Source organism: Pannonibacter sp. I15F10I1 (assembly GCF_900185665.1).
GTDB classification, from domain to species: Bacteria; Pseudomonadota; Alphaproteobacteria; order Rhizobiales; family Stappiaceae; genus Pannonibacter; species Pannonibacter indicus.
In genome coordinates this window covers 1-21,497 of record NZ_FYAN01000029.1, presented here as the reverse complement: position 1 = coordinate 21,497, position 21,497 = coordinate 1, and the positions used below count along the sequence as shown (strand labels likewise).

Below are 21,497 nucleotides of genomic sequence, written 5' to 3'. Positions count from 1 at the left end.
CCCGCTGGCACGCCGGTCTTGCCGCCTGTGCGCCCGCGCCTTAAACAGGGGCATGACAAGGAGAAAAGACCAGCCATGAGCGATCTCGTCGACAAGCGGGTACTGGAAGAGCGGGCAGCGCGCCTTGTGGAGGCTGCGCGCCGTGCGGGCGCCGATGCCTGCGATGCGGTGGCCATCACAGGTGTTTCCCTGGGCGTCGAGGTACGGGAAGGCAAGGTCGAGGAAACTGAGCGCGCCGAGGGCGATGATGTCACCCTGCGCGTCTTCGTCGGCCGGCGCACCGCCTCCGTCTCTGCCAACACGCTGCAGGACCTGGACGGGCTTGCCGCCCGCGCCGTCGCCATGGCCCGTGTTGCGCCGGAGGACCCTTATGCCGGTCTTGCGGAAGAGGCGCGCCTTCTGAAGACGCTGCCGGAGCTGGAGCTTCTGGACACGCATCAGCCGTCTGCCGATGAACTGAAAGAGATGGCGCTGGCCGCCGAGGCTGCAGGCCTGTCGGTCTCTGGTGTCAGCCGTTCCGGCGGGGCGAGCGCCTCCTGGCGGCTGGGCGGCATGGTGCTGGCGACGAGCCACGGCTTCACCGGCTCCTACACCAGCTCCCGCTTTGGCCTGTCCATGACGGCGGTGGCCGGTGAGGGCACGGCCATGGAGCGTGATTTCGACTTCGATTCCCGCACCTTCTTCGCCGATATGGACGCCCCGGCGCTGATCGGCCAGCGCGCGGGCGAGCGGGCGGTGCGGCGGCTCAATCCGAAGAAGCTGTCCACCCGCAAGGGGCATGTGATTTACGAGGCGCATGCGGCGCGCAGCCTGCTGGGGCATCTGGCCGGGGCCATCAATGGCGCGGCCATTGCCCGTGGCACCAGTTTCCTCAAGGACCGGATGAACGAACGCGTCTTCGCGCCGGGCATCCGCATCAGCGACAATCCGCACAAGCCGCGCGGCGCAGCCACCCGCCCCTTCGACGGGGAGGGCACAGGTGCGCTGCCGCTGGACATGATCGAGGATGGGGTCCTGCGGCACTGGTTCCTGGATGGGGCAACCGCGCGGGAGCTGGGTCTTGCCGCCAATGGCCGGGCGCACCGGGGCGGCTCCGGCACATCGCCCGGGGCCACGAACCTGACGCTGCATCCGGGCACGGAAAGCCCGGAGGAGATGATGCGTGCCCTCGGCTCCGGCCTGCTGGTGACGGATCTGATCGGCCATGGCGCCAATGGCGTGACGGGCGACTATTCACGCGGGGCGTCCGGCTTCTGGTTCGAAAACGGCGAACTCGTCGAAGCGGTCAGCGAGATCACCATCGCGGGCAACCTCAAGGACATGTTCGCCCGGATGCGCCCGGCCAATGACCTGGATGCGCGCTATTCCACCGCCACGCCCTCTGTCGTCATCGAGGATCTGACCATTGCCGGAAACTGACGCTGGCCTTCTGGCGGATCTTGCGCTTCTGGAAGCGGCCGCCCGTAAGGCCGGGGAAATCACCCTCGGCTTCTTCGGGCGCGATCCGCAGACCTGGATGAAGGCGGGGAGCTCGCCCGTCTCCGAAGCCGATATGGCCGCCGATGCCTATCTGCGCGAGACGCTGCTCGCCGCCCGGCCGGAGTATGGCTGGCTGTCGGAGGAAACGGCCGATACGCCCGACCGGCTCAGCAAGGTGCGTGTCTTCGTGGTGGACCCGATCGACGGCACGCGGGCCTTTCTGGCCGGCAAGGACGAATGGACCATTTCTCTGGCGGTGGTTGAAGATGGCCGCCCAGTGGTGGCGGTGCTGCTCAATCCAGTGCGGGGCGAGCTGTTCAGCGCCGTTACGGGCTGCGGCACCCGCCTCAACGGGCGGCTGGTGACGGCGAGCGTCCGTGAGAACCTGACGGGGGCAACGCTGCTGGGGCCGCAGGGCCTGCTCAACCGGGCTGCCGAAGGAAGCGGCATCGTGCCTTCCGGCACCATCGGCTCGCTGGCCTACCGCATCGCCAAGGTGGCCGCCGGAGATGTGGACCTCGCGGCTGCCGGAGGCAATGCCCATGATTGGGATCTTGCGGCTGCCGATCTTTTGGTGCAGGAAGCGGGTGGACGGCTGACGGACTGGTCTGGCGCTGCATGCCTTTATAACCGTAAGACACTGCAGCACCCGGAACTGGTGGCTGCCGGTGAAGCATTGTCGGCAAAGGCCTCGGCCTTTCTGCGCGGATTGAAGCTGCGCTGAAGCCGTCCGCCGCTGAACTGCCGCCAGACTGCTGGAAGACAAGACGCAAGGAGCACATCGTGACGAACAGCACCGGAAACGAGCCCAAGCAACTGCTGCATCTGGTTTTCGGCGGTGAGCTGGAAAGCCCGGAGGGCCTGACCTTCCGTGATCTCGAAAAGCTCGATATCGTCGGCATCTACCCGAATTATGCGACGGCCTACACCGCCTGGAAGAGCAAGGCGCAGGCCACCGTCGACAACGCGCACATGCGCTACTTCATCGTCCACATGCACCGCCTGCTGGACCCGGAAACCGCCGCCTGAGAGCCTCTTGATCCCTCGGGCGCGACGTCAGGAACAGAATGCTTAAGAAACTCGGCCGGAATCCCGCGCTGTTGAAGGCCGCTGGCTTGCTGCTGGCGGCTTACCTGCGTCTTGTGCGCAAGACGAACAGCATGGTCATTGATCCGCCGGATGCCTACGATCGGCTGCAGCCGCACCGGCCCTTCATCTGCGCCATGTGGCATGGCCAGCATTTCATGATGCCCTTCACCCGGCCTGACGACTGGGACGTGCATGTGATGATCTCCCGCTCCGCGGATGGCGAGATCAATGCCACGGCGGCTGAAAAGCTGGGTCTGAAGCTGATCCGTGCTTCGGGCAGCCAGAAGTCCTACCAGATCACCAAGCGCGGCGGCATGCGCGGCTTTATCGAGGGCCTGCGCGTGCTGAAGGAGGGCGGCATCATGGCCCTGACGGCGGATGTGCCGAAGGGGCCGGCCCGTGTTGCCGGGCAGGGCATCGTGCAGATGGCCCGCTACTCCGGCCGCCCCATCGTGCCCTTCGCCATTGCCACCAGCCGCTTCCTCACCTTCAACAGCTGGGACAAGGCGAGCCTGAACCTGCCGTTCGGCCGCGCTGCCATCGCCATCGGCGAGCCCATCTATGTGGCCAATGATGCCGATGACGCGGCGCTGGAAGCGGCCCGCCTTGCCGTCGAGGCCGGCCTCAACGAAGTGACAGCCCGCGCCTATGCCCTGACCGGGAAACGCCATGGCTGACGCGCGCGCCGCTGCCGCCGCTTCCTTTCCCTTGCGCGCCTATGGAGCCGTGGCAGGGCTGGCCCTGCCGGTCCTGAAGCTGCTGCATGCCTCCCGCGTGCGGGCGGGCAAGGAAGATCCGGCACGGCGCGGCGAGCGCTTCGGCATTGCCTCCCGCCCGCGCCCGCAAGGCCGGCTGGTCTGGCTGCATGCGGCGAGCGTTGGCGAAACCAACTCGGTACTGCCGCTGATCGAACGGCTGACGGGTGAGGGCGCCAGCGTGCTCCTGACCACGGTAACGCGCACCTCTGCGGAAATCGCCGCGCAGCGTCTGCCGCAGGGGGCCTTCCATCAATATGCCCCCTTTGATGCGCCGCAGCTTGTCCGCCGGTTTCTGGCCCACTGGCAGCCGGATCTGGCGCTGGTCGTGGAATCGGAGATCTGGCCCGGCACCTTCGCCCGGCTGGCGCGGACGGGCATTCCGCTTGCCATCATCAACGGGCGCATGTCGGCCCGCTCCGGTGCCAAGTGGGAGAAAAGCCGTGCCTTCGGCCGCGCCGTCTTCGGCTGCGTCAGCCTGTGCCTGGCCCAGAGCGAGGCGGATGCTGCCCGTTACCGCAAGCTGGGCGTGGCCGATGTGCGCTCCCCCGGCAACCTGAAATTCGACGCCGCCCCGCCGCTGGCCGATCCTGCCGCCGTTGCCGCCCTTTCGGCGCAGATGGCAGGCCGCCCGCTGTGGTTGGCCGCTTCCACCCATCCGGGCGAGGATGAGATCGTCCTCGCCGCCCACAAGCACCTGGCGGAGCGCTTTCCCGGCCTGCTGACGCTGCTGATGCCGCGCCATCCGGTGCGCGGCGGCGATATCGCAGCGCTTGCCGCAGGCGCGGGCCTCAAGGCGGGGCAGCGCTCCTGCGGGGCGTTTCCGGTGGCGGATCTTGATGTCTATATCGCCGACACGCTGGGTGAGATGGGGCTGTTTTTGCGGCTGGCGCCGGCTGTCTTCCTCGGCGGGTCTTTTGCGCCCGTGGGCGGTCACAATCCGGTGGAGCCGGCGCAGCTTGGCGTGCCGCTGGTCACCGGGCCGCTCGTTGCCAATGCGCGGGCCGTCTACCGCGACCTGTGGGATGCGCAGGCGGCCGTGCGCGTCGATGATCCGGCAGAGCTGGGGTCCGTCATCGCCCGGCTTCTGGCTGATGAGCCGGGGCGCAAGGCGATGGCAGCGCGTGCCTTTGCCGTTGCGGAGGCGGGTGCAGGCGCGCTGGATCGCACGCTGGAACATCTGCGGCCTTTGCTCTACGCTGACAGCGGTGCAAGGGACGGGATTTCCGGGGAATGAGAACGGCTCCAGCCTTCTGGTGGCATGACAGGATCAGCCTGAAGGCCGCACTGCTTTCGCCTCTCTCCTTCATTTACGGCGCGGTCTCCGGCCGCCGCATGCATCAGGCGCCTTCCGCCCATGCCAGCCTTCCGGTCATCTGCATCGGCAATTTCGTCGTGGGCGGGGCGGGCAAGACGCCCTTTGCCCTGAAACTCTGCGCCCTGCTGCAGGCCGAGGGGCACAAGCCGGTCTTCCTGCTGCGCGGCTATGGCGGGCGGCTGAAGGGCCCGGTGCTGGTGGACCCGGAAAAGCACAGCGGCGCCGATGTGGGCGACGAGGCCTTTCTGCTGGCCGCCGCTGCCCCCACGATCGTTGCCGCCAACCGGCCGGAGGGCGCGGCCTTCGCCGCCACGCTGGAGGCAAGCCTCATCCTCATGGATGACGGCTTCCAGAACCCAGCGCTGGCCAAGGATCTGACGCTGGCTCTGGTGGATGCTGAAGTCGGCACCGGCAACGGGTTGTGCCTGCCCGCCGGGCCTTTGCGCGCGCCGCTTTCCGCCCAGATCCGCAAGGCCGATGCGCTGGTGGTGGTGGGCGAAGGCAGCCGCGCCGCCAAGGCCGTGCACCTGGCCGCCCGGCGCGGCCTGCCGATCATCGAGGCAAAGATCACCCCCACCAATGGCGCGGAGTTCGAGGGGCAGAAGGTGCTGGCCTATGCGGGCATCGGACGGCCGCAGAAATTCTTCGCAAGCCTTGCCGCTGCCGGGGCCGAAGTGGCGGAAACCCGCGCCTTCGCCGATCATCACCCCTATTCGGAAGCCGAAGCCCAGAGCCTTCTCACCCGAGCCGAAACGGGCAACCTGCAACTGGTGACCACCGCCAAGGACATGGCCCGCATCGAAAGCGCCGAGGGCGAAATCTACCGCTGGCTTGCCAAGCGCTCCGCCGTGCTGGAGGTGGACATGCGCATCGAGCCGCAATCCCGTCTCATGGATCTCATCGCCGAAACCCTCCGCCGCCGCCCCTTCCGCAGCCGGTGAGGGGAGGGGCTGGCCTCCCCGAGAGAAGCAGCGGAGATCCGGCAGTCATGTCACGGAAGCTCGTATTCTGAGCGCAGATCCTGCCCTCTTGCCATGACTGAGGCACAGTTGGCCGAACCAGCAGGCAGAGAAACCCTCACAGGTCCCGGCTCAAGGCCGGGACAGCACAGCGGGGATGGTCAGGCTGCGTTCTTTGAACCTGGAGAACGTGGAATTGTCCCAGAAGGCAATCATTTCTCCGCGCCGTCCCGGCCTTGAGCCGGGACCCGTAAGGGACACAGGGCACGTCAAGCCCAATCCCCCGCTGTCCCGCATGCACAGAGGGGGCAAATCCGCCCCGGACAGCAAAAACCTCAGAGGTCCTTGCCCTCGAACTGCACGAAGCGGGTGTGGGCGGCGGCGGGGTCCACATAGGCCTCCTGGCGCTCCACGTTCCAGTATTTCAGTTCATCCAGCGGAATGGCCTGCCCGGTCACGGCACAGCGCACGAAGGTGCCGGGAGACTCGATCTGGAAATCACCATCCAGATAGCGCAAACGCGCCTCACCCGGCATGCGCGGGGTTTCCATACGGTTCATCACATCTCTCTCCTGCATCCGGCCCACCCCTCAGGCAAGCCCCAACTCTTGCGCCGGTTATGGCCGGAAGCCGGGGGATGGTCAATGCCGGGGGCTTGAGACTGGCAGTGGTCAATGCCGGGGCTCATCCACAGGGGATGAATTCCGCCACCCGACCCGCTATGTTACCTCAAAACCGGTGCCGCCTGTGCGCCGGTTCCCTGTTCCGCAAGTCAGCTGAAAGACACCGATGAGCCAGTCCCCTTCTGCCGCCGCAATTCCGGATCTGATTGAAGCCACGGGGCTCGGGATGGAGGCGGCGCGGCGGATTGTTGGGGAGGCGCTGGCGGGGGCGGATGATGGGGAGCTGTTTGTGGAATACCGGCAGTCGGAAGGGCTGGTGTTCGACAATGGCCGCCTGAAGGGCGCCAATTACGACACGTCGCAGGGCTTTGGCCTGCGGGCGGTCTGCGGCGAGGCGGCCGGTTATGCCCATTCGGGCGAGATTTCGGAAGCGGCGCTGAAGCGGGCGGCGGATGCGGTCTCGGCGGTGCGCTCCGGCCATGCGGGCAGCTATGCCGCCGCGCCCGCCCGCACCAATGTGCAGCTTTATCCGGACCTCAACCCGCTGGCGGGGCCGAGCTTCGAGGAAAAGGTGAAGCTGCTGCAGGAGATCGACGCCTTTGCGCGGGCGCGTGATCCGCGCGTGCGGCAGGTGACGGTCTCCATTGGCGGCTCCTGGCAGGTGGTGGACATTCTGCGGGCCGATGGCCACCGGGTGCGTGATGTACGGCCGATGGTGAGCCTGTCCATCTCCGTGGTGGCGGCCTCGGGCAAGCGCATGGAAACCGGCTCCTTCGGCTGCGGCGGACGTGAGGGCTTTGCCCGTTTCATCACGCCGGAGGCCTGGCAGGCGGGTGTGGATGAGGCGCTGCGCCGGGCGCTGGTCAATCTGGAGGCGGTGCCTGCGCCCGCCGGTACGTTTGATGTGGTGATGGGCCCCGGCTGGCCGGGCATTCTGCTGCATGAGGCGGTGGGCCACGGGCTGGAAGGGGATTTCAACCGCAAGAAGACGTCCGCCTTCGCCGGGCTGATGGGCCAGCGCGTGGCGGCCCCCGGCGTGACCATTGTGGATGACGGCACGATTGCCGGCCGGCGCGGCTCCATCACCGTGGATGACGAGGGCACACCCTCGGCCTTAACGCCGCTGATCGAGGACGGCATTCTGGTGGGCTACATGCAGGACCGGCAGAACGCCCGGCTGATGGGCATGAAGCCCACCGGCAATGGCCGCCGCCAGTCCTTTGCGCATATTCCCATGCCGCGCATGACCAACACCATCATGATGGGCGGCGACAAGGACCCGCAGGAAATCCTCGCTTCGGTGAAGAACGGCATTTATGCCGTGTCCTTCGGCGGCGGGCAGGTGGATATCACCAGCGGCAAGTTCGTCTTCTCCTGCACGGAAGCCTACCGCATCGAGAACGGCAAGGTCGGCGCGCCGCTGAAGGGGGCGATGCTGATCGGCAATGGCCCGGATGCGCTGACCCGCGTCAGCATGATCGGCAATGACATGGCGCTGGACCCGGGCATGGGCACCTGCGGCAAGCAGGGCCAGGGCGTGCCGGTGGGCGTCGGCCAGCCGTCGCTCAGGCTCGACGGGCTGACCGTCGGCGGCACGGCGGTCTGATATCCGTTCCGGGGAGCCTGGCTCATCCGGCAGTGCACGATGGCTCTCTGAAGGCCTTGCGGCGCTTGAGCATTTTCAAGGCGTGATGCGTCAGCATCGAAAGCCTTGGTACAACGCCTTGAAGCTGCCCTGCGCGGCTTCGGCTTCGAGGTGTGAAGGCTGCATGAAAAGACCCGCCAGCTGTTGCAGCAGGCGGGTCCTGAAGGCGCAGAGTTTTCCGGGCGCGTTACGGCAGGGCGTCGAAGCCGGCGGAGAAGCCGGCGAGCGAAATCGGGATGCCGATGCCTTCTTCCGGGGTCTGGAAGATGATGAAGGTGGCCTGCTTGCCGCCGCGCAGCTTGCCCACCACGTCATCCTGCAGGATCACTTCGGCAATGCAGCCATTGGGCAGGCAGCGGACGAAGGCGGCGCGGCCGATATCGGCCTCATCAACACGCAGGCCAAGGCCGGAGGGCAGCAGCACGCCGAGCGGCGCCAGCACGCGCAGGATGCGCGCCTGCTTGTCGGCGGTCTTCAGCACGATGACCGAAAGGCCCACATTGTCCCGGTCTTCCGCCGTCACGTTCTGGATAAGGGCACACTGTTCGCTTTCGGCCCCCGGAGGGGTGTCGCAGCGCATCTGCCAGTCACCATGAACAGCCTTCACCTCGCCCTGGGCAAGGGCGGGGCTGGTGATGGCCTGTGCTCCCAGGCCCAACAGGAGGCCAAAAACCGGGGCGGCAAAAGCGGCAAGGCGCGGGATACGGGTCAGCAAGGACTTTTCTCCGACTGGGTCATTCAACGCCGCAAGGGCGAATCAGGTTCTTAAAACTCAACGCACAATGCCGCAAGCGGGCAGCGTGATCCACATTTCAATAGGCTCCATGGCAGAAGCAAGGCGGAAACGCTGCAAGAGGCGGGAAAAATGCCAGCCTGCCGCTGACTGCGTTGATTCTGATCAACCTGTGCATGGAGCTGGCCGCTGGCCGGAGGTTTCAGCCAAGCTGTAAAATATTGACAAGGATCAAGGCGGGGAAATGGACAAGCTCTGGCGAAATCACGACAAACCCATTGCTAAGGCCGTTCTCTTGTGGTTTTTGTGCCCGAAGAGGGAGAAGTGAAAAGGCTGCGGCAGAACGTCGCTCCTCCCTTGGCCGCATCGTGCAGCATGCGGTTATATGCGTATTATCATACGCGAAACGGACGCGAGACACTCCGGTCTGATGCAGGGCGCCAAAAGGCCGCCGGCCTCGGGCGGGAGGTTTGGCTGTCCCGCAAGAGTTTGCAGGTTCTGCCTTGACGACGAGGCAGCAGGGCACCCGCCGGAAACCGGCCGATGACCGGATTGTCTCCGGACGGGGCGTGCTGCAGGCGGAACCGGAAGCTGTCCCAACCCGCAAGGTGGGGATGGGGCATCTCCGCCGCAAGGGCAGGCCGCGCAGGCCGCCCCGGGGCGGACACAAGGAAAACCGCCGCAAGGCGGGCGAATTGAGCATGATCCGCCCGGGGGGCGGGCAAGGGAAGGGAGCGCGGACGTGAAGGCAAACTTCAAGCGTCTCATTGCGGCAGGTGCAGCGGCTGTCTTGCTGGCGGGAACCGCCGGTGCGGCAATGGCCGAAGTCTCAGGCGGTATGTCCAGCTGGCAGCTTGGCCTGCAGAACTCTGTCACCGAGGTGATGGACGACATTCACTGGTTCAAGAACTTCACGCTTGGCATCATCACCATCATCACGCTGTTCGTGCTGGCGCTGCTGATCTACGTGATGGTGCGGTTCCGCCGTCAGGCCAACCCGTCGCCCTCGCGCACCTCGCACAACACGATGATCGAAGTGGCCTGGACGGTTGTGCCGATCCTCATTCTGGTCGTCATCGCCGTGCCGTCTTTCCGCCTGCTGTACAAGCAGGTCGAGATCCCGGCCTATGACATGACCATCAAGGCCACCGGTTTTCAGTGGTACTGGGGCTACGAATATACGGACGAGGCGCTGGAAGGCATCGCCTTTGAAGCGATCATGCTCAAGGACGACGAGCGCCAGCAGGCGGCGCAGGAACGCGGCGTTCCCCTGAGCGACGTGCCTCGCCTCCTCGCCACCGACTATGATGTGGTCGTGCCGGTCAACAAGACCGTCCGCGTCCAGGTGACGGCGGGTGACGTGATCCATGCCTTCGCCATGCCGGCCTTCGGCATCAAGATCGACGCGATCCCGGGCCGCCTGAACGAGACCTGGTTCAACGCCCGCGAGACCGGCATCTATTACGGCCAGTGCTCCGAGCTTTGCGGCAAGGATCATGCCTTCATGCCGATCGCCATCCGGGTGGTCACGCAGGAGCAGTTCGATGCCTGGGCCGAGACTGCCAAGACCGACATCGACGGCGCACACAAGCAGCTGATGGCGGCCATCGCAGCTGAGCGCAACACGGCTGTCGCCGCTCGCTGAGGCGGAAAAATCCGGGGCGGCGGCACGGCCACCGCACCTGCTCAAGCTGAAACGGGTGCGGCGGGGTTCTCGCCGCTTCCGCTCAATCCAGAGGGGCGCGGAGGGCAAGAGGAGCCGCCCGCCCTGTCGTGAAATTCAAGAGGGAGCTCGATCATGGCTGCGGCTGCTGCGCATGGCGCTCATGACCATCCGACTGGTTTCCGCCGGTGGGTCTATTCGACCAACCACAAGGACATCGGCATTCTCTATCTCATCTTCGCAATCATCGCCGGCATCATCGGCGGCGCGCTCTCGGTCGGCATCCGCATGGAGCTGCAGGAGCCGGGGATGCAGATCTTCTCCAACCCGGACATGTTCAACGTCTTCACGACGGCCCATGGCCTGATCATGATCTTCTTCATGGTCATGCCGGCGCTGATCGGCGGCTATGCCAACTACTTCGTGCCGATCATGATCGGTGCGCCGGACATGGCCTTCCCGCGCATGAACAACATCTCCTTCTGGCTGCTGCCGCCGTCCTTCGCGCTGCTGCTGCTGTCGCTGTTCGTGGAAGGGGCTCCGGGCTCCACCGGCGTGAGCGGCGGCTGGACTATGTATCCGCCTTATTCCTCCTCCGGCCAGCCCGGCCCGGCGGTGGATCTGGCGATCCTGGCGCTGCACATTTCCGGCGCCTCGTCGATCCTGGGTGCGATCAACTTCATCACCACCATCTTCAACATGCGCGCGCCGGGCATGACCCTGCACAAGATGCCGCTGTTTGCCTGGTCGGTGCTGATCACGGCCTTCCTGCTGCTGCTGTCGCTGCCGGTTCTGGCCGGTGCCATCACCATGCTGCTGACGGACCGCAACTTCGACACGGCCTTCTTCAACCCGGCCGGTGGCGGTGACCCGATCCTGTTCCAGCACCTGTTCTGGTTCTTCGGCCACCCGGAAGTGTACATCCTGATCCTGCCGGCCTTCGGCATCATCAGCCACATCGTCTCCACCTTCTCCCGCAAGCCGATCTTCGGTTACCTCGGCATGGCCTATGCCATGGTCGCCATTGGCGTGGTCGGCTTCATCGTGTGGGCGCACCACATGTACACCGTGGGCATGTCGGTCGAGACGCAGGCTTACTTCGTCGCCGCCACCATGGTGATTGCGGTGCCGACGGGTGTGAAGATCTTCTCCTGGATCGCCACCATGTGGGGCGGCTCCATCGAGTTCCGCACCCCGATGGTCTGGGCCATCGGCTTCATCTTCCTGTTCACCGTTGGCGGTGTGACGGGTGTGCAGCTGGCCAACGCCGGTCTCGATCGCGCGCTGCATGACACCTACTATGTGGTTGCCCACTTCCACTACGTGCTGTCGCTCGGCGCCGTGTTCGGCATCTTCGCGGCCTGGTACTACTGGTTCCCGAAGATCTCCGGCTACATGTACAACGAGACCATCGGCAAGGCACACTTCTGGATCACCTTCATCGGCGTGAACCTGGTGTTCTTCCCGCAGCACTTCCTCGGCCTCAACGGCATGCCGCGCCGCTATGCCGATTACCCGGATGCGCTGGCCGGCTGGAACTTTGTGTCCTCCATCGGGTCTTACATCTCGGCCTTTGCAGTGTTCGTCTTCCTGTTCGGCATTCTGGAAGCCTTCATGAAGAAGCGCGTTGCGGGCAACAACCCCTGGGGTGAAGGCGCGACCACGCTGGAGTGGACCCTGTCCTCGCCCCCGCCGTTCCACCAGTTCGAGACGCTGCCACGCATCAAGTAAGCAGCGCTCCTGCAGGAAACAGAAATGCCGCGCCGTATGGGCGCGGCATTTCGCCCGGATCCTTCATACGGAAAAAGCCGTATTCTTGGCGGATCCAGCGGACAGGTCAGCTGTCTGCGCCCTGCTGCGGCAGGGCACCCGAAGAGAAAGGGCAGCGCCGGGCCGCAGGGCCGCGGGTGCAAAGCCCTCATCTCCGCGCCCGCCGCGGAGCCCAGGACGCACAGGTACGAGGAAGAGCCGATGTCTCTCGCAGAGAGCAATGACAGGATGACTGCCGGCCCCGCCGTCTGGAACGGTGGCATGGGTTCGGTTGGCGACTACATCGCCCTGCTGAAGCCGCGGGTCATGTCGCTCGTGATCTTCACCGCCTTTGTCGGCATGATGCTGGCGCCCGGCTCGATCCATCCGCTTTTCGCCGGGGTTGCCCTTCTGTGCATTGCCGTCGGCGCTGGCGCCTCCGGTGCCCTGAACATGTGGTATGACGCGGACATCGACGCCGTGATGAGCCGCACCGCAAAGCGGCCTATCCCGGCCGGCAAGATCACGCCGGATGAGGCCCTGGCCTTCGGCATGGTGCTGTCGATCGGCTCCGTGCTCGTGCTCGGGCTGCTGGTCAACTGGTTCGCCGGGGCCTTCCTCGCCTTCACGATCTTCTTCTACGCGGTTGTCTATACCATGTGGCTGAAGCGCTCGACGCCGCAGAACATCGTCATCGGTGGCGCGGCCGGTGCTTTCCCTCCGATGATCGGCTGGGCCTCCGTCACGGGCAGCATCAGCCTCGAAAGCGTCGTGCTGTTCCTGATCATCTTCATGTGGACGCCGCCGCATTTCTGGGCCCTGGCCCTGTTCAAGAGCGGTGACTACCGCGCGGCCGGAATCCCGATGCTGCCGGTCGTCGCCGGTGAAACGGCAACGCGCCGCCAGATCCTGATCTATTCCATCATTCTGGCGCCGCTGGCGGTGGCCCCCTATGCGCTCGGCTTTGCCGGCGTGGTCTATGGTGTGGCCGCCACCGTGCTGGGCGCCGTGTTCCTGGGGCTGGCGGTTGCCGTCTACCGCAAGCGGGAGGGCGAGGCGGCCCGCAAGGCGGCCGTGCGGCTCTTCAGCTTCTCCATCCTCTATCTTTTCCTGCTCTATGCCCTGATGCTGGGTGAGAGCCTTGCCGGGCGGATGCTTTGAGCCATGACGGAAGACGGTATCAAGCTCACCGATGAACAGCTGAAGCGGCGCAAGGCCCGCTCGCTCGCGATCGGCCTGTCCCTGGCCGGTCTCGTGGTTCTGTTCTATCTCGTCACCTGGTTGAAGCTGGGCGCTGCCGTCCTGCAACGTCCTTTGTGAGGCCCTCATGAACAGCGAAACGAACGGAATGGACCTTCGCCGCCGTGATGCCAGCAATCGAAAGGTGGCTTTCGTCTGTGCGTCCATCTTCTTTGCGATGGTGGGCGCATCCTTCGCTGCCGTGCCGCTGTATGAGCTGTTCTGCCAGGTCACCGGTTTCGGCGGTACGACACAGCGCGCCGAGAGCGAGAGCGGCACCATCATCGACCGCAAGATCACCGTCCGTTTTGATGGCAACATCAATGGCGCGCTACCCTGGAGCTTCAAGCCGCAGCAGCGCAGCGTGACCCTGCGCATGGGCGAGACCATGCAGGTGGCCTATGAGGCCCATAACACCAGCTCTGACGTGACCACGGGCACATCCGTGTTCAACGTCACGCCGTTCGAGGCGGGGGCCTATTTCAACAAGATGCAGTGTTTCTGCTTCACCGAACAGGCGCTGGCCGCCGGTGAGGGCGTTGAAATGCCGGTGGTGTTCTTTGTCGACCCGGCGATGGACGAAGATCCTGACCTGAAGCACGTCAAGGAAATCACCCTGTCTTATACTTTCTACCCGGTGCAACATCCGGTCAAACCAGTCGCTGCCAGACCTGCGGATCCGGCAGCGGAGAGCAATTTGTGATGGGTCAGGCCGCTGAACGGCCGGTCCGTCCGGAACGCATTTGGAACTTCGGGGAGCATGCCCATGGCTGAGGCACATACCAAGAACCACGACTACCACCTTGTGGACCCAAGCCCCTGGCCGTTCCTGGCCTCGATGGGCGCCTTCATTCTCGCCCTGGGCGGGATCGGCCTGATGCGCTCTGCCAAGGGCGCCGATTTCACCATCTTCGGTGCCGATCTCACCGGCTGGGGCCTGTTCGCCGTTGGCCTCGTGATCGTGCTCTACGTCATGTACGCTTGGTGGCGCGACACCGTGCGCGAATCGCTGGAAGGCCATCACACCCGCGTGGTCAGCCTGCACCTGCGCTACGGCATGATCCTGTTCATCGCCTCGGAAGTGATGTTCTTCGTCGCCTGGTTCTGGGCCTTCTTCGATGCCTCGCTCTTCACCAGCGAAGCCATCCAGTATGCCCGTGTCGAGGCAACCGGCGGTGTCTGGCCGCCGGAGGGCATCACCCCGTTTGATCCCTGGCACCTGCCGCTGCTGAACACGCTGATCCTGCTCACCTCCGGCACCACCGTGACCTGGGCACATCATGCGCTGCTCGAGAACGACCGTCAGGGCCTGAAGTGGGGTCTGACCCTCACCGTGATCCTGGGCGTCGTCTTCTCGATCTGCCAGGCCTATGAATATGCCCACGCCAGCTTTGCCTTCTCGGGCAACATCTATGGCGCCACCTTCTACATGGCCACCGGCTTCCACGGCTTCCACGTGATCGTCGGCACCATCTTCCTGGCGGTCTGCCTCATCCGCGCTTCGGCCGGCCAGTTCACCCCGCAGAAGCATTTCGGCTTCGAGGCGGCTGCCTGGTACTGGCACTTCGTCGACGTGGTGTGGCTGTTCCTCTTCGCCACCATCTACATCTGGGGCGCATGGGGCGTGCCGACGCACTGACGCGGCGCTGAAACCGGTGTAAACAGAATGGGCCCGGACGGGTGGCATGCATGCCATCTGGCCGGGCCTTTCGCTTTCCGGCGGGGCCAGAGAGGTTTCAATGCAGAACAGCTTGCAGGACAGCTTCCAGGACAGGGCGCTTTATCCGCCGCAGAATCCGGTGTCCGCCGGTTTGAGATGCCGCTGCCCGCGCTGCGGGGAAGGGCGGCTGTTCCGCGGCTTCCTGACGCCCCGCCCGGCCTGCACGGCCTGCGGCCTCGACCTCGCCTTTGCCGCGGAAAGCGGCGATGGCCCGGCCGTTTTCGTCATCATGATCGTCGGCTTCATCGTGGTGGGGCTGGTGCTGGCGGTGGAACTGGCCTATGCGCCGCCCATATGGCTGCATCTGCTGCTCTGGCTGCCGCTGACGGTCATCCTCGGCCTTGGCGTGCTGCGCCCGTTGAAGGGGCTGATGATCGCCATGCAATACCGCAATGATGCGGCCGAAGGCAGGCTTGACGCGGGTGGCCAGGACGAGGCCTGAACCCGGCCGTCTCATACCAAGGCTTTCGATGCTGACGCATCACGCCTTGAAAATGCTCAAGCTCATCGAGCATTGGTATCAGCCAATCCGTAAGCCGAACAGGATCGAAACACGTGTCCGCCTCAAACCGTCCCTCCCGTTCCTCCGGCCAATCTGCTGTCCGCCGCCTGCTTGTTCCGGGAGTGACGGCTGCCATCGGCCTTGCCATTCTCGTCAATCTCGGCCTGTGGCAGATGCAGCGGCTGGCCTGGAAAGAGGCGCTGATCGAACGGGTCACCGCAGATGTGGCGCGGCCGGCCGTTCCGGCACCGGGGCCGCAGGACTGGCCGCAGGTCATCGCCGATCCCTTGACGGACTACCGCCATGTGGCCGTCAGCGGCCGCTATCTGCCGGGCGCGGCCTATTACTACACATCCCTGCCGGTCAAGTCCGGCGCACCGTCCGGCCCGGGCTACATGATCTACAGCCCGCTCGTCACGGATGAGGGCTGGCTGGTGATGATCAACCGGGGTTTTGTGCCGCAATGGCTGGCGGCGGATCTGATGGCGGTGCTGGAAACCCCGCCGCCGGGCGGCCAGCAGCTGACGGGCCTTCTGCGCCGCCGGGAGGAGCCGAACTGGACAACTCCCGCCGTGGACACCGGAAAGCGCATCTGGTTTGCCCGTGACACGGACCATATGGCGGAGGTTCTGGGCGCCACCGGCAGCCTCGCGCCCTACAGCATTGATCTCGACGCCGCCTTCACAGGCGCGGGCGGACTTCCCAGGGCGGGCGAAACGGTGGTGAAGTTCAAGAACGATCACCTCGGCTATGCCCTGACCTGGTTTGGCCTTGCCGCCACGCTTGCCGGGGTCTTCATTGCCTATGCGGTGCAGATCTTCCGCCGGAGAGCCTGAACGGAGCCAAGCACAAAGCGATCCTGATTCCCGCCCCGGCGCTTCGGCAGGTTCGTGTGGCTGGCACGGCGCGTGCTGCCTTCAACCGGCCCCGGCTTCAGTCAGTCTTGCCTTTTTTCGAGGTGCTAAAGCCTGTTTGCCGCAGTCTGTCACGGTTTGTGGAGGGCTTCGACTCTCCGTAGCGCACAGTTGCCAGAACCTGCCTTGGTGACAGGATGATACGGCAGCGGCTGTCCGGACCCGGCATGGCAAAGGGTGGCTGCGGCTGGATCTGCAGGGGGGCAAGCGTACGCACCAAGTGCCCGCCTATAGCCGGTACCGGTAGGCAAGGGCCTGAAACAGCATGAGTTGACGTCTCTGGCGTAAAGGCAGCGGAGGGCGTGCCGTGCCCGTCCACTGGTCTGACCGGCTGCACCAACGGACGCTGGTCTGGAACTGCCCGGCCTTGGGCCCGGCTGTTGCCGCCCTCCCGTTCAACCAGCGAAATCATGGACTTGTCAGAACCGGATCGTTGCGGCTCTGAGGAGGGCCTGCGCGCCTCCCGCCTTCGCCTGAGGGCATGGGCTGCAGCAACAGAAGCAATGAAAAGGGACACAGGCCACAGCATGGCGCCCGCAAAAGCCAGGAAAATGGAGAGCCGGCCTGTGCGCCCGCGTTCCGCCATCTCCAGCATGGCAGCAGTCAGAAAAACAAAAGCAATCAAGCCATAGATGCCGATAGCCACGGCACCGGCAAGGCCGCCAACAAAGCCAAGCGCGGACATATCCCGCTCCCTATGCTGCTTGCCACCCCCACGTAGCCTGCAAACGCAATGCGGCAAAATTCAAGGCCACTACCTAAAACGGCGTGGAAAAGTCAGAAAAGAATGGAAACCGCAACACCGGCCGCAGCCAGAACCACAGCCATCGAACCCCAGAACAGCAGATTTTTGATCAGAAGGAAAGAGGCAGTCACACCGCTCCCGTTTGCATCCGCAGACCGCCCGGCACGTTCCCACGCCTCATCCTGCAGGTCCTCAGCCCAGGCCGCGTCCGCAGGCTGTCCGGGAAGCCTGTGCTCCGGAACGCCGGATGTCTTGCGGGTTTCGCCTGCTGCCGGTTGCATCAACTCTGTACTCCTGACTGGCCGTATGCCACCTGAGTAGGCCTGCCAATCATTAACAACTGTTAAACATTAAGGTTATAATTTGAAGGAAGCACCGGTTTCCGGTGGGAGTTCTGCACAGGGAAGATGGTTACATGGGGGAGGCCGCTCCGGTACGGCTTTCCAGGCCCCCCCCCTGGATGGGTTTACAGCGAACGCAAAGCGGAGAGGGACGGGCGCTCCTTCCGTGCGAGCATTTCTCTCACCCATATGGCCACCGCAGGCATACATCGTTCCTGAAGCCGGAGACAGATTCGGGAACGCCAGCAGTCTGGTCATTCCGGCATGGCCTTTCAGAGGCGCTGATGCCCGGCCCGCTTCCGTATCAGGCCCGCCAGAAGGGTTTTGACACTTCGAGAAGAACGGCGGCCCGCTCGAGGCCCGCGTCCGCCAGAACGCTGTCGGGCTGCGGCAGCAGTTCCTTGCGCAGCATGCGCCGGTAGCCGATCCGGTCCAGCCAGACGCCCAGCCACCTGCCAAGCCACAAACGGGCCATACGGTGCAAGCCCTGTCCGCTGGCGCGGTCCTGCGTGCTGATGGTTTGGTGGGGGAAAATGTAAATGACGCTGGGCATGATCTTGCTTTCTGTTCTTTTTTCTTGATGTAGCCGAGGTGATATGCGCAGAAAAATTGAATATTTTTCGGGCTAATGTAACCAAAAGGAACAAAGATGCGCCGCCTGCCTCCTCTGACAGCCCTGCCGGCCTTTGAGGCGGCGGCCCGGCTCGGCTCCGTCACAGCCGCTGCAGGGGAGCTTGGGCGCACTCACAGCGCCATCAGCAAGCAGATTGCCCATCTGTCGGAAGACCTTGGCGGCAGCCTGTTCGAGAAGGCCGGTACGGGGCTGAAGCTGACACCGCGCGGCGAGCGGCTGCGGGTGGCTGTCACGGCCGTTCTGGACCAGCTGGACGGTGTGTCGCGCGGCCTCCGGGGCGAGGCGGACGGGAACCATATCACCCTGCTGCTCAGCGCCACCCTAGCCACCCGCTGGCTGACCCCAAGATTGCCGCGCCTCTACAGGACCCATCCGGAAATCGAGATCCGCCTGCTGATGGCCGGGCCCAGCCGTGTGCCCGATCATGAGTTTGACCTGATGCTGAGCTATGACCGGCTTCGCAGCCCCGCGCCTGAACCCGGTGTCACCTCCATCGGCAGCACCTCCTATGGGCCGGTCTGTTCACCGGACTATCCCTTCCGCGCGCAGGACGGCATATGGACCGCGCCGGTGAGCCTCACGCATCTGGGGGCGGCCGGAAGCTGGCAGGAATGGGCGCGCCGTGCCGGCGTCACGTTCCATGCGGTGCAGGATCTGGAGCATCCCCATCATATGCTGGCCATTGAGGGCGCGGCCGCCGGGCTGGGGGTGGCCCTTTCGGAGCGGCGGCTGGTCGAGCGGGATCTGGCCACGGGACGGCTTGCCGCTCCCCTGGGCTTCGTGGCTGTTCCCGGCGGGTTCCACGCCAAAATGACGGCCAAGGCCGCCCCCCGCAAAGCCGTGCGCCATCTTCTGCGCTGGCTGTCAGCCGAGCTGGACCGGGACCTCCTCTAGGGCACGAGCGCAAAGGGCACCGGCACAAAGGGGGCCGAAGTGGAAGGAAGAGACCTGCCCCGGTGAGCCCCGCTCATAGGGGCCGGTCAAGCCCGTGCGGCGCTTGCGCCATTTCGAGGCGTGATGCGCCGGCACTGGAGGCCCTTGGTATCAGCCCTTGGCGCCTTGCCCGCGGGAATAGATATCGTCGTAGCGGGTGATGTCGTCTTCGCCAAGATACGCCCCGGTCTGCACCTCGATCAGCACCATTGGCACCTTACCGGGGTTTTCCAGCCGGTGGATGGCGCCGAGGGGAATGTAGACGGACTGGTTCTCGGTGAGCAGCTGCACGTCGTCGTTCACCGCAACCCGCGCGGTGCCGGACACCACGATCCAGTGTTCGGAACGGTGCAGGTGGCTCTGCAGCGACAGGGCGGCACCCGGATGCACGACGATGCGCTTGACCTGGAACCGGTCGGCCAGCGCCAGCGTCTCGAACCAGCCCCACGGCCGGTGATCGCGCGGGAAGGTTTCGGCCTGGCGTGCGCTCTTCTGCTTCAGCGCCTCGACGGCGAGCTTCACATCCTGGGCGCGGGACTTGTCGGCCACCAGCACCGCGTCATTCATCGCCACGGCAATGATATCCTTGAGGCCGATGCCGACGAGCTGCAGCCCGTCGCTGTCCGAGCGCAGCAGCGTGCCGTCGCAGTCGATGGCTGTGGCCTCGCCGCCGAGGCTGTTGCCGCGGCCGTCCGGCCCCATTTCCTTGGCCACCATGTCCCAGCCGCCAAGGTCCGACCAGCCGGCGCCAAAGGGCACGGCCGTGAGGTTGGTGGCGCGCTCCATCACCGCATAGTCGATGGAGATGGACGGCGCGCGGCCGAAGGCCGCCGGATCAAGCCGCAGGAAGCCGAGATCGGACTTTGCATCCTCAACCGCGCGGGTGACGGGCTCCATCAGCTCCGGCGCCAGCGCCTGGAAGGCGTCCAGAATGGTGGAGACCTTGAACAGGAAGATGCCGGCATTCCACAGATAGGACCCGGCGGCGAGCATCGCCTCGGCCTTGTCCCGGTCCGGCTTCTCGACAAAGCGCTTCAGCGCCACCGGCTCGCCCTCGGCGGCGGCGGCGGAAAGCTCCAGCCAGCCATAGCCGGTCTCGGCATGGGTCGGGCGGATGCCGAAGGTGACGATCTGGCCGCTTTCGGCCGCCGGCACGCCGGCAGCCACGGCCGCGCGGAAGGCGGCCGGGTTGGGCACCACATGGTCGGAAGGGGCAACCAGCATCAGTCCGTCCGGATCGGTTCTGGCGATGTGCAGCGCTGCGGCCAGCACGGCCGGGGCCGTGTTGCGCGCCTCCGGCTCGATCAGGACCGCGCCGGGATCAATGCCCGCGGCGGCCAGCTGTTCGGTGACGATGAAGCGGTAATCCGAGCCGGTGATGACGACAGGCGCGGCAAAACCCTCCGCCGAAAGCCGCCTGGCCGAGCCCTGGAACAGGCTTTCCCCGCCGATCAGCGGCGCAAACTGCTTCGGATAGCTCTTGCGCGACAAGGGCCAGAGCCGGGTGCCCGAACCGCCGACGAGGAGAAGGGGAGTGATCATGAAACCTCACAATACAAACTTTGGATAGGTCCCAAAACTGAAGACATCACAGACTATTAGCCGTTTTGATGGCCGTGGTCGAGGGGATGAAAATGGTCTGAGAGTTCAGAATCAAGGCTTATGGAGGTGTCATTGGAGTGTCCTGAGACGGTAATTACCTGACAGTTGGCTCACCTTTAAGGGTGTGGCCATGCCGCGTTGGAGCGGGTTTGATGGTGTCGCCAAACATCTCAAATCCGAGGACAACGAACATGACCACGAAGGACAAGATAGCACGGCGGAAGCTGTCTCTGCTGGACCTTGCGAGCGAACTTTCCAATGTCAGCCGTGCCTGCAAGGTGATGGGCTATTCGCGCCAGCAGTTCTACGAGATCCGGCGCAATTTCCAGACCTATGGAGCTGAAGGCCTGATCGACCGGCTGCCCGGCGCGAAGGGGCCGCACCGCAAGGTGTAAACCGTGCCGGGGCTTTAACCGCTGCTGGACAAAAACTCAGTGGCAGGTCAACAATGGTCCATCTTAACTGGTAGTTGGACTCCTCTGAAAACCTAGGGCAGTTGACAGTGAGGATGATATTAAAAAACAAACGGCACGCAATATGGGCATCGGCGGCATCACACCCGCACAAAAAAAAATAGGGGGCTGACATAGATAGCGTTTTCAGTTTTACTTGAACCACCAGTTTTGCAGGACGCTGACGAGATTGGCAACGGGACGATGGTTGAAGCGCCACTCGCACTCCTTGATGAAGAGGTGGAAGTGCTGCTGGGGAATGCCGTTGTAGCCCTTCAGATGCCGCTTCGCCTGGTTCCAGAAGTTCTCGATACCGTTGATGTGGTTGGCATCTTCGGCAAAGAGTTCCGAGTGGTTGATCCGGACGTGATGGAACTCGGAAACGTCCAGCACGTCATAGGC

Annotated in this window: 23 protein-coding genes and 1 pseudogene; 17 read left to right on the top strand and 7 right to left on the bottom strand. The window is 64.6% G+C overall.

The window, feature by feature from the left end; translation table 11 throughout:
* Nucleotides 1-75: 75 nt before the first annotated feature.
* Genes IF10I1_RS20960 through lpxK form a run of 6 tightly spaced genes read left to right on the top strand, consistent with a single transcriptional unit; the run spans nucleotide 76 to nucleotide 5,582 of the window.
* Nucleotides 76-1,419 carry a TldD/PmbA family protein gene (locus tag IF10I1_RS20960; protein ID WP_186424645.1) on the top strand — a complete coding sequence of 448 codons (1,344 nt, stop codon included), beginning with the start codon at nucleotides 76-78 and terminating at the stop codon, nucleotides 1,417-1,419.
* On the top strand, nucleotides 1,406-2,203 hold the full coding sequence (locus IF10I1_RS20955) for a 3'(2'),5'-bisphosphate nucleotidase CysQ (protein ID WP_186393175.1): 798 nt from the start codon (nucleotides 1,406-1,408) through the stop codon (nucleotides 2,201-2,203). The genes IF10I1_RS20960 and IF10I1_RS20955 overlap by 14 nt, the downstream gene beginning before the upstream one ends.
* A gap of 59 nt (nucleotides 2,204-2,262) precedes the next feature.
* A complete protein-coding gene (locus IF10I1_RS20950; protein WP_019963126.1) occupies nucleotides 2,263-2,508 on the top strand; it encodes a DUF4170 domain-containing protein in 246 nt (81 codons plus the stop codon).
* A gap of 38 nt (nucleotides 2,509-2,546) precedes the next feature.
* Nucleotides 2,547-3,245 carry a lysophospholipid acyltransferase family protein gene (locus IF10I1_RS20945; RefSeq protein WP_186393176.1) on the top strand — a complete coding sequence of 233 codons (699 nt, stop codon included), beginning with the start codon at nucleotides 2,547-2,549 and terminating at the stop codon, nucleotides 3,243-3,245.
* The gene (locus IF10I1_RS20940; protein ID WP_186393177.1) at nucleotides 3,238-4,560 is read left to right on the top strand and encodes a 3-deoxy-D-manno-octulosonic acid transferase; all 1,323 of its coding nucleotides are present in this window, start codon (nucleotides 3,238-3,240) and stop codon (nucleotides 4,558-4,560) included. Before IF10I1_RS20945 ends, IF10I1_RS20940 begins: the two co-directional genes overlap by 8 nt.
* Nucleotides 4,557-5,582, top strand: coding sequence for a tetraacyldisaccharide 4'-kinase (gene lpxK / locus IF10I1_RS20935; RefSeq protein ID WP_186393178.1), 1,026 nt, complete (start codon nucleotides 4,557-4,559; stop codon nucleotides 5,580-5,582). The genes IF10I1_RS20940 and lpxK overlap by 4 nt, the downstream gene beginning before the upstream one ends.
* Before the next feature lie 353 nt (nucleotides 5,583-5,935).
* On the opposite strand, the gene IF10I1_RS20930 is transcribed toward lpxK, so the two are convergent.
* Nucleotides 5,936-6,160 carry a DUF2093 domain-containing protein gene (locus IF10I1_RS20930; protein ID WP_040678048.1) on the bottom strand — a complete coding sequence of 75 codons (225 nt, stop codon included), beginning with the start codon at nucleotides 6,158-6,160 and terminating at the stop codon, nucleotides 5,936-5,938.
* Nucleotides 6,161-6,449: 289 nt separating this feature from the next.
* On the opposite strand from IF10I1_RS20930, the gene tldD reads away from it, so the two are divergent.
* Entirely contained in the window at nucleotides 6,450-7,829 is a 1,380-nt protein-coding gene (tldD, locus tag IF10I1_RS20925) for a metalloprotease TldD (protein ID WP_186393187.1), read from the top strand.
* A 226-nt stretch (nucleotides 7,830-8,055) separates the two neighbouring features.
* Here the strand turns inward: tldD and IF10I1_RS20920 are convergent, their stop codons facing one another.
* The gene (locus IF10I1_RS20920; RefSeq protein WP_244284715.1) at nucleotides 8,056-8,529 is read right to left on the bottom strand and encodes an invasion associated locus B family protein; all 474 of its coding nucleotides are present in this window, start codon (nucleotides 8,527-8,529) and stop codon (nucleotides 8,056-8,058) included.
* 814 nt (nucleotides 8,530-9,343) lie between these two features.
* On the opposite strand from IF10I1_RS20920, the gene coxB reads away from it, so the two are divergent.
* The 8 genes from coxB to IF10I1_RS20880 all read left to right on the top strand — a co-directional run bounded on the left by coxB (nucleotide 9,344) and on the right by IF10I1_RS20880 (nucleotide 16,310).
* The gene (coxB, locus tag IF10I1_RS20915; protein WP_058897829.1) at nucleotides 9,344-10,246 is read left to right on the top strand and encodes a cytochrome c oxidase subunit II; all 903 of its coding nucleotides are present in this window, start codon (nucleotides 9,344-9,346) and stop codon (nucleotides 10,244-10,246) included.
* Between the two features lie 153 nt (nucleotides 10,247-10,399).
* Nucleotides 10,400-11,995, top strand: a complete 1,596-nt coding sequence (ctaD, locus tag IF10I1_RS20910; RefSeq protein ID WP_050471981.1) for a cytochrome c oxidase subunit I — start codon at nucleotides 10,400-10,402, stop codon at nucleotides 11,993-11,995.
* Between the two features lie 240 nt (nucleotides 11,996-12,235).
* Entirely contained in the window at nucleotides 12,236-13,174 is a 939-nt protein-coding gene (locus tag IF10I1_RS20905) for a heme o synthase (RefSeq protein WP_208975589.1), read from the top strand.
* A gap of 3 nt (nucleotides 13,175-13,177) precedes the next feature.
* The gene (locus IF10I1_RS20900; RefSeq protein WP_019966588.1) at nucleotides 13,178-13,333 is read left to right on the top strand and encodes a hypothetical protein; all 156 of its coding nucleotides are present in this window, start codon (nucleotides 13,178-13,180) and stop codon (nucleotides 13,331-13,333) included.
* Nucleotides 13,334-13,340: 7 nt separating this feature from the next.
* Entirely contained in the window at nucleotides 13,341-13,955 is a 615-nt protein-coding gene (locus tag IF10I1_RS20895) for a cytochrome c oxidase assembly protein (protein ID WP_050471979.1), read from the top strand.
* 63 nt (nucleotides 13,956-14,018) lie between these two features.
* Nucleotides 14,019-14,891 carry a cytochrome c oxidase subunit 3 gene (locus IF10I1_RS20890; protein WP_186393179.1) on the top strand — a complete coding sequence of 291 codons (873 nt, stop codon included), beginning with the start codon at nucleotides 14,019-14,021 and terminating at the stop codon, nucleotides 14,889-14,891.
* 100 nt (nucleotides 14,892-14,991) lie between these two features.
* Nucleotides 14,992-15,414, top strand: a complete 423-nt coding sequence (locus tag IF10I1_RS20885) for a DUF983 domain-containing protein (RefSeq protein WP_050471978.1) — start codon at nucleotides 14,992-14,994, stop codon at nucleotides 15,412-15,414.
* 113 nt (nucleotides 15,415-15,527) lie between these two features.
* Nucleotides 15,528-16,310 (top strand): SURF1 family protein, encoded by a 783-nt coding sequence (locus IF10I1_RS20880; RefSeq protein WP_208994299.1) that lies wholly within the window; start codon nucleotides 15,528-15,530, stop codon nucleotides 16,308-16,310.
* A gap of 97 nt (nucleotides 16,311-16,407) precedes the next feature.
* Here IF10I1_RS20880 and IF10I1_RS20875 read toward each other — a convergent pair whose 3' ends face one another.
* From IF10I1_RS20875 to IF10I1_RS20870, 3 genes are all read right to left on the bottom strand, one after another.
* On the bottom strand, nucleotides 16,408-17,073 hold the full coding sequence (locus IF10I1_RS20875) for a hypothetical protein (protein ID WP_186424644.1): 666 nt from the start codon (nucleotides 17,071-17,073) through the stop codon (nucleotides 16,408-16,410).
* A 92-nt stretch (nucleotides 17,074-17,165) separates the two neighbouring features.
* On the bottom strand, nucleotides 17,166-17,414 hold the full coding sequence (locus IF10I1_RS22885) for a hypothetical protein (RefSeq protein WP_208994298.1): 249 nt from the start codon (nucleotides 17,412-17,414) through the stop codon (nucleotides 17,166-17,168).
* A 364-nt stretch (nucleotides 17,415-17,778) separates the two neighbouring features.
* Nucleotides 17,779-18,027 (bottom strand): DUF1127 domain-containing protein, encoded by a 249-nt coding sequence (locus IF10I1_RS20870; protein WP_186424643.1) that lies wholly within the window; start codon nucleotides 18,025-18,027, stop codon nucleotides 17,779-17,781.
* Nucleotides 18,028-18,123: 96 nt separating this feature from the next.
* Here IF10I1_RS20870 and IF10I1_RS20865 point away from each other — a divergent pair, with 96 nt between their 5' ends.
* The gene (locus IF10I1_RS20865; RefSeq protein WP_186424642.1) at nucleotides 18,124-19,002 is read left to right on the top strand and encodes a LysR substrate-binding domain-containing protein; all 879 of its coding nucleotides are present in this window, start codon (nucleotides 18,124-18,126) and stop codon (nucleotides 19,000-19,002) included.
* A 150-nt stretch (nucleotides 19,003-19,152) separates the two neighbouring features.
* On the opposite strand, the gene IF10I1_RS20860 is transcribed toward IF10I1_RS20865, so the two are convergent.
* The gene (locus IF10I1_RS20860) at nucleotides 19,153-20,583 is read right to left on the bottom strand and encodes a mannose-1-phosphate guanylyltransferase/mannose-6-phosphate isomerase (protein WP_186424641.1); all 1,431 of its coding nucleotides are present in this window, start codon (nucleotides 20,581-20,583) and stop codon (nucleotides 19,153-19,155) included.
* Between the two features lie 251 nt (nucleotides 20,584-20,834).
* Here IF10I1_RS20860 and IF10I1_RS20855 point away from each other — a divergent pair.
* Nucleotides 20,835-21,026 (top strand): annotated as a pseudogene (locus tag IF10I1_RS20855) (helix-turn-helix domain-containing protein); the annotation flags it as partial.
* Between the two features lie 222 nt (nucleotides 21,027-21,248).
* On the opposite strand, the gene IF10I1_RS20850 reads toward IF10I1_RS20855, so the two are convergent.
* Nucleotides 21,249-21,497, bottom strand: a 249-nt coding sequence (locus tag IF10I1_RS20850) for a transposase (protein WP_186424640.1), incomplete at its 5' end; no start/stop codon positions are given.

Coding starts and splice junctions, on each gene's coding strand:
- IF10I1_RS20960 (WP_186424645.1), top strand. CDS start 76: ATGAGCGATCTCGTCGACAAGCGGGTACTGGAAGAGCGGGCAGCGCGC.
- IF10I1_RS20945 (WP_186393176.1), top strand. CDS start 2,547: ATGCTTAAGAAACTCGGCCGGAATCCCGCGCTGTTGAAGGCCGCTGGC.
- IF10I1_RS20940 (WP_186393177.1), top strand. CDS start 3,238: ATGGCTGACGCGCGCGCCGCTGCCGCCGCTTCCTTTCCCTTGCGCGCC.
- lpxK (WP_186393178.1), top strand. CDS start 4,557: ATGAGAACGGCTCCAGCCTTCTGGTGGCATGACAGGATCAGCCTGAAG.
- IF10I1_RS20930 (WP_040678048.1), bottom strand. CDS start 6,160: ATGAACCGTATGGAAACCCCGCGCATGCCGGGTGAGGCGCGTTTGCGC.
- tldD (WP_186393187.1), top strand. CDS start 6,450: ATGGAGGCGGCGCGGCGGATTGTTGGGGAGGCGCTGGCGGGGGCGGAT.
- ctaD (WP_050471981.1), top strand. CDS start 10,400: ATGGCTGCGGCTGCTGCGCATGGCGCTCATGACCATCCGACTGGTTTC.
- IF10I1_RS20905 (WP_208975589.1), top strand. CDS start 12,236: ATGTCTCTCGCAGAGAGCAATGACAGGATGACTGCCGGCCCCGCCGTC.
- IF10I1_RS20900 (WP_019966588.1), top strand. CDS start 13,178: ATGACGGAAGACGGTATCAAGCTCACCGATGAACAGCTGAAGCGGCGC.
- IF10I1_RS20895 (WP_050471979.1), top strand. CDS start 13,341: ATGAACAGCGAAACGAACGGAATGGACCTTCGCCGCCGTGATGCCAGC.
- IF10I1_RS20890 (WP_186393179.1), top strand. CDS start 14,019: ATGGCTGAGGCACATACCAAGAACCACGACTACCACCTTGTGGACCCA.
- IF10I1_RS20885 (WP_050471978.1), top strand. CDS start 14,992: ATGCAGAACAGCTTGCAGGACAGCTTCCAGGACAGGGCGCTTTATCCG.
- IF10I1_RS20875 (WP_186424644.1), bottom strand. CDS start 17,073: ATGTCCGCGCTTGGCTTTGTTGGCGGCCTTGCCGGTGCCGTGGCTATC.
- IF10I1_RS22885 (WP_208994298.1), bottom strand. CDS start 17,414: ATGCAACCGGCAGCAGGCGAAACCCGCAAGACATCCGGCGTTCCGGAG.
- IF10I1_RS20870 (WP_186424643.1), bottom strand. CDS start 18,027: ATGCCCAGCGTCATTTACATTTTCCCCCACCAAACCATCAGCACGCAG.
- IF10I1_RS20865 (WP_186424642.1), top strand. CDS start 18,124: ATGCGCCGCCTGCCTCCTCTGACAGCCCTGCCGGCCTTTGAGGCGGCG.
- IF10I1_RS20860 (WP_186424641.1), bottom strand. CDS start 20,583: ATGATCACTCCCCTTCTCCTCGTCGGCGGTTCGGGCACCCGGCTCTGG.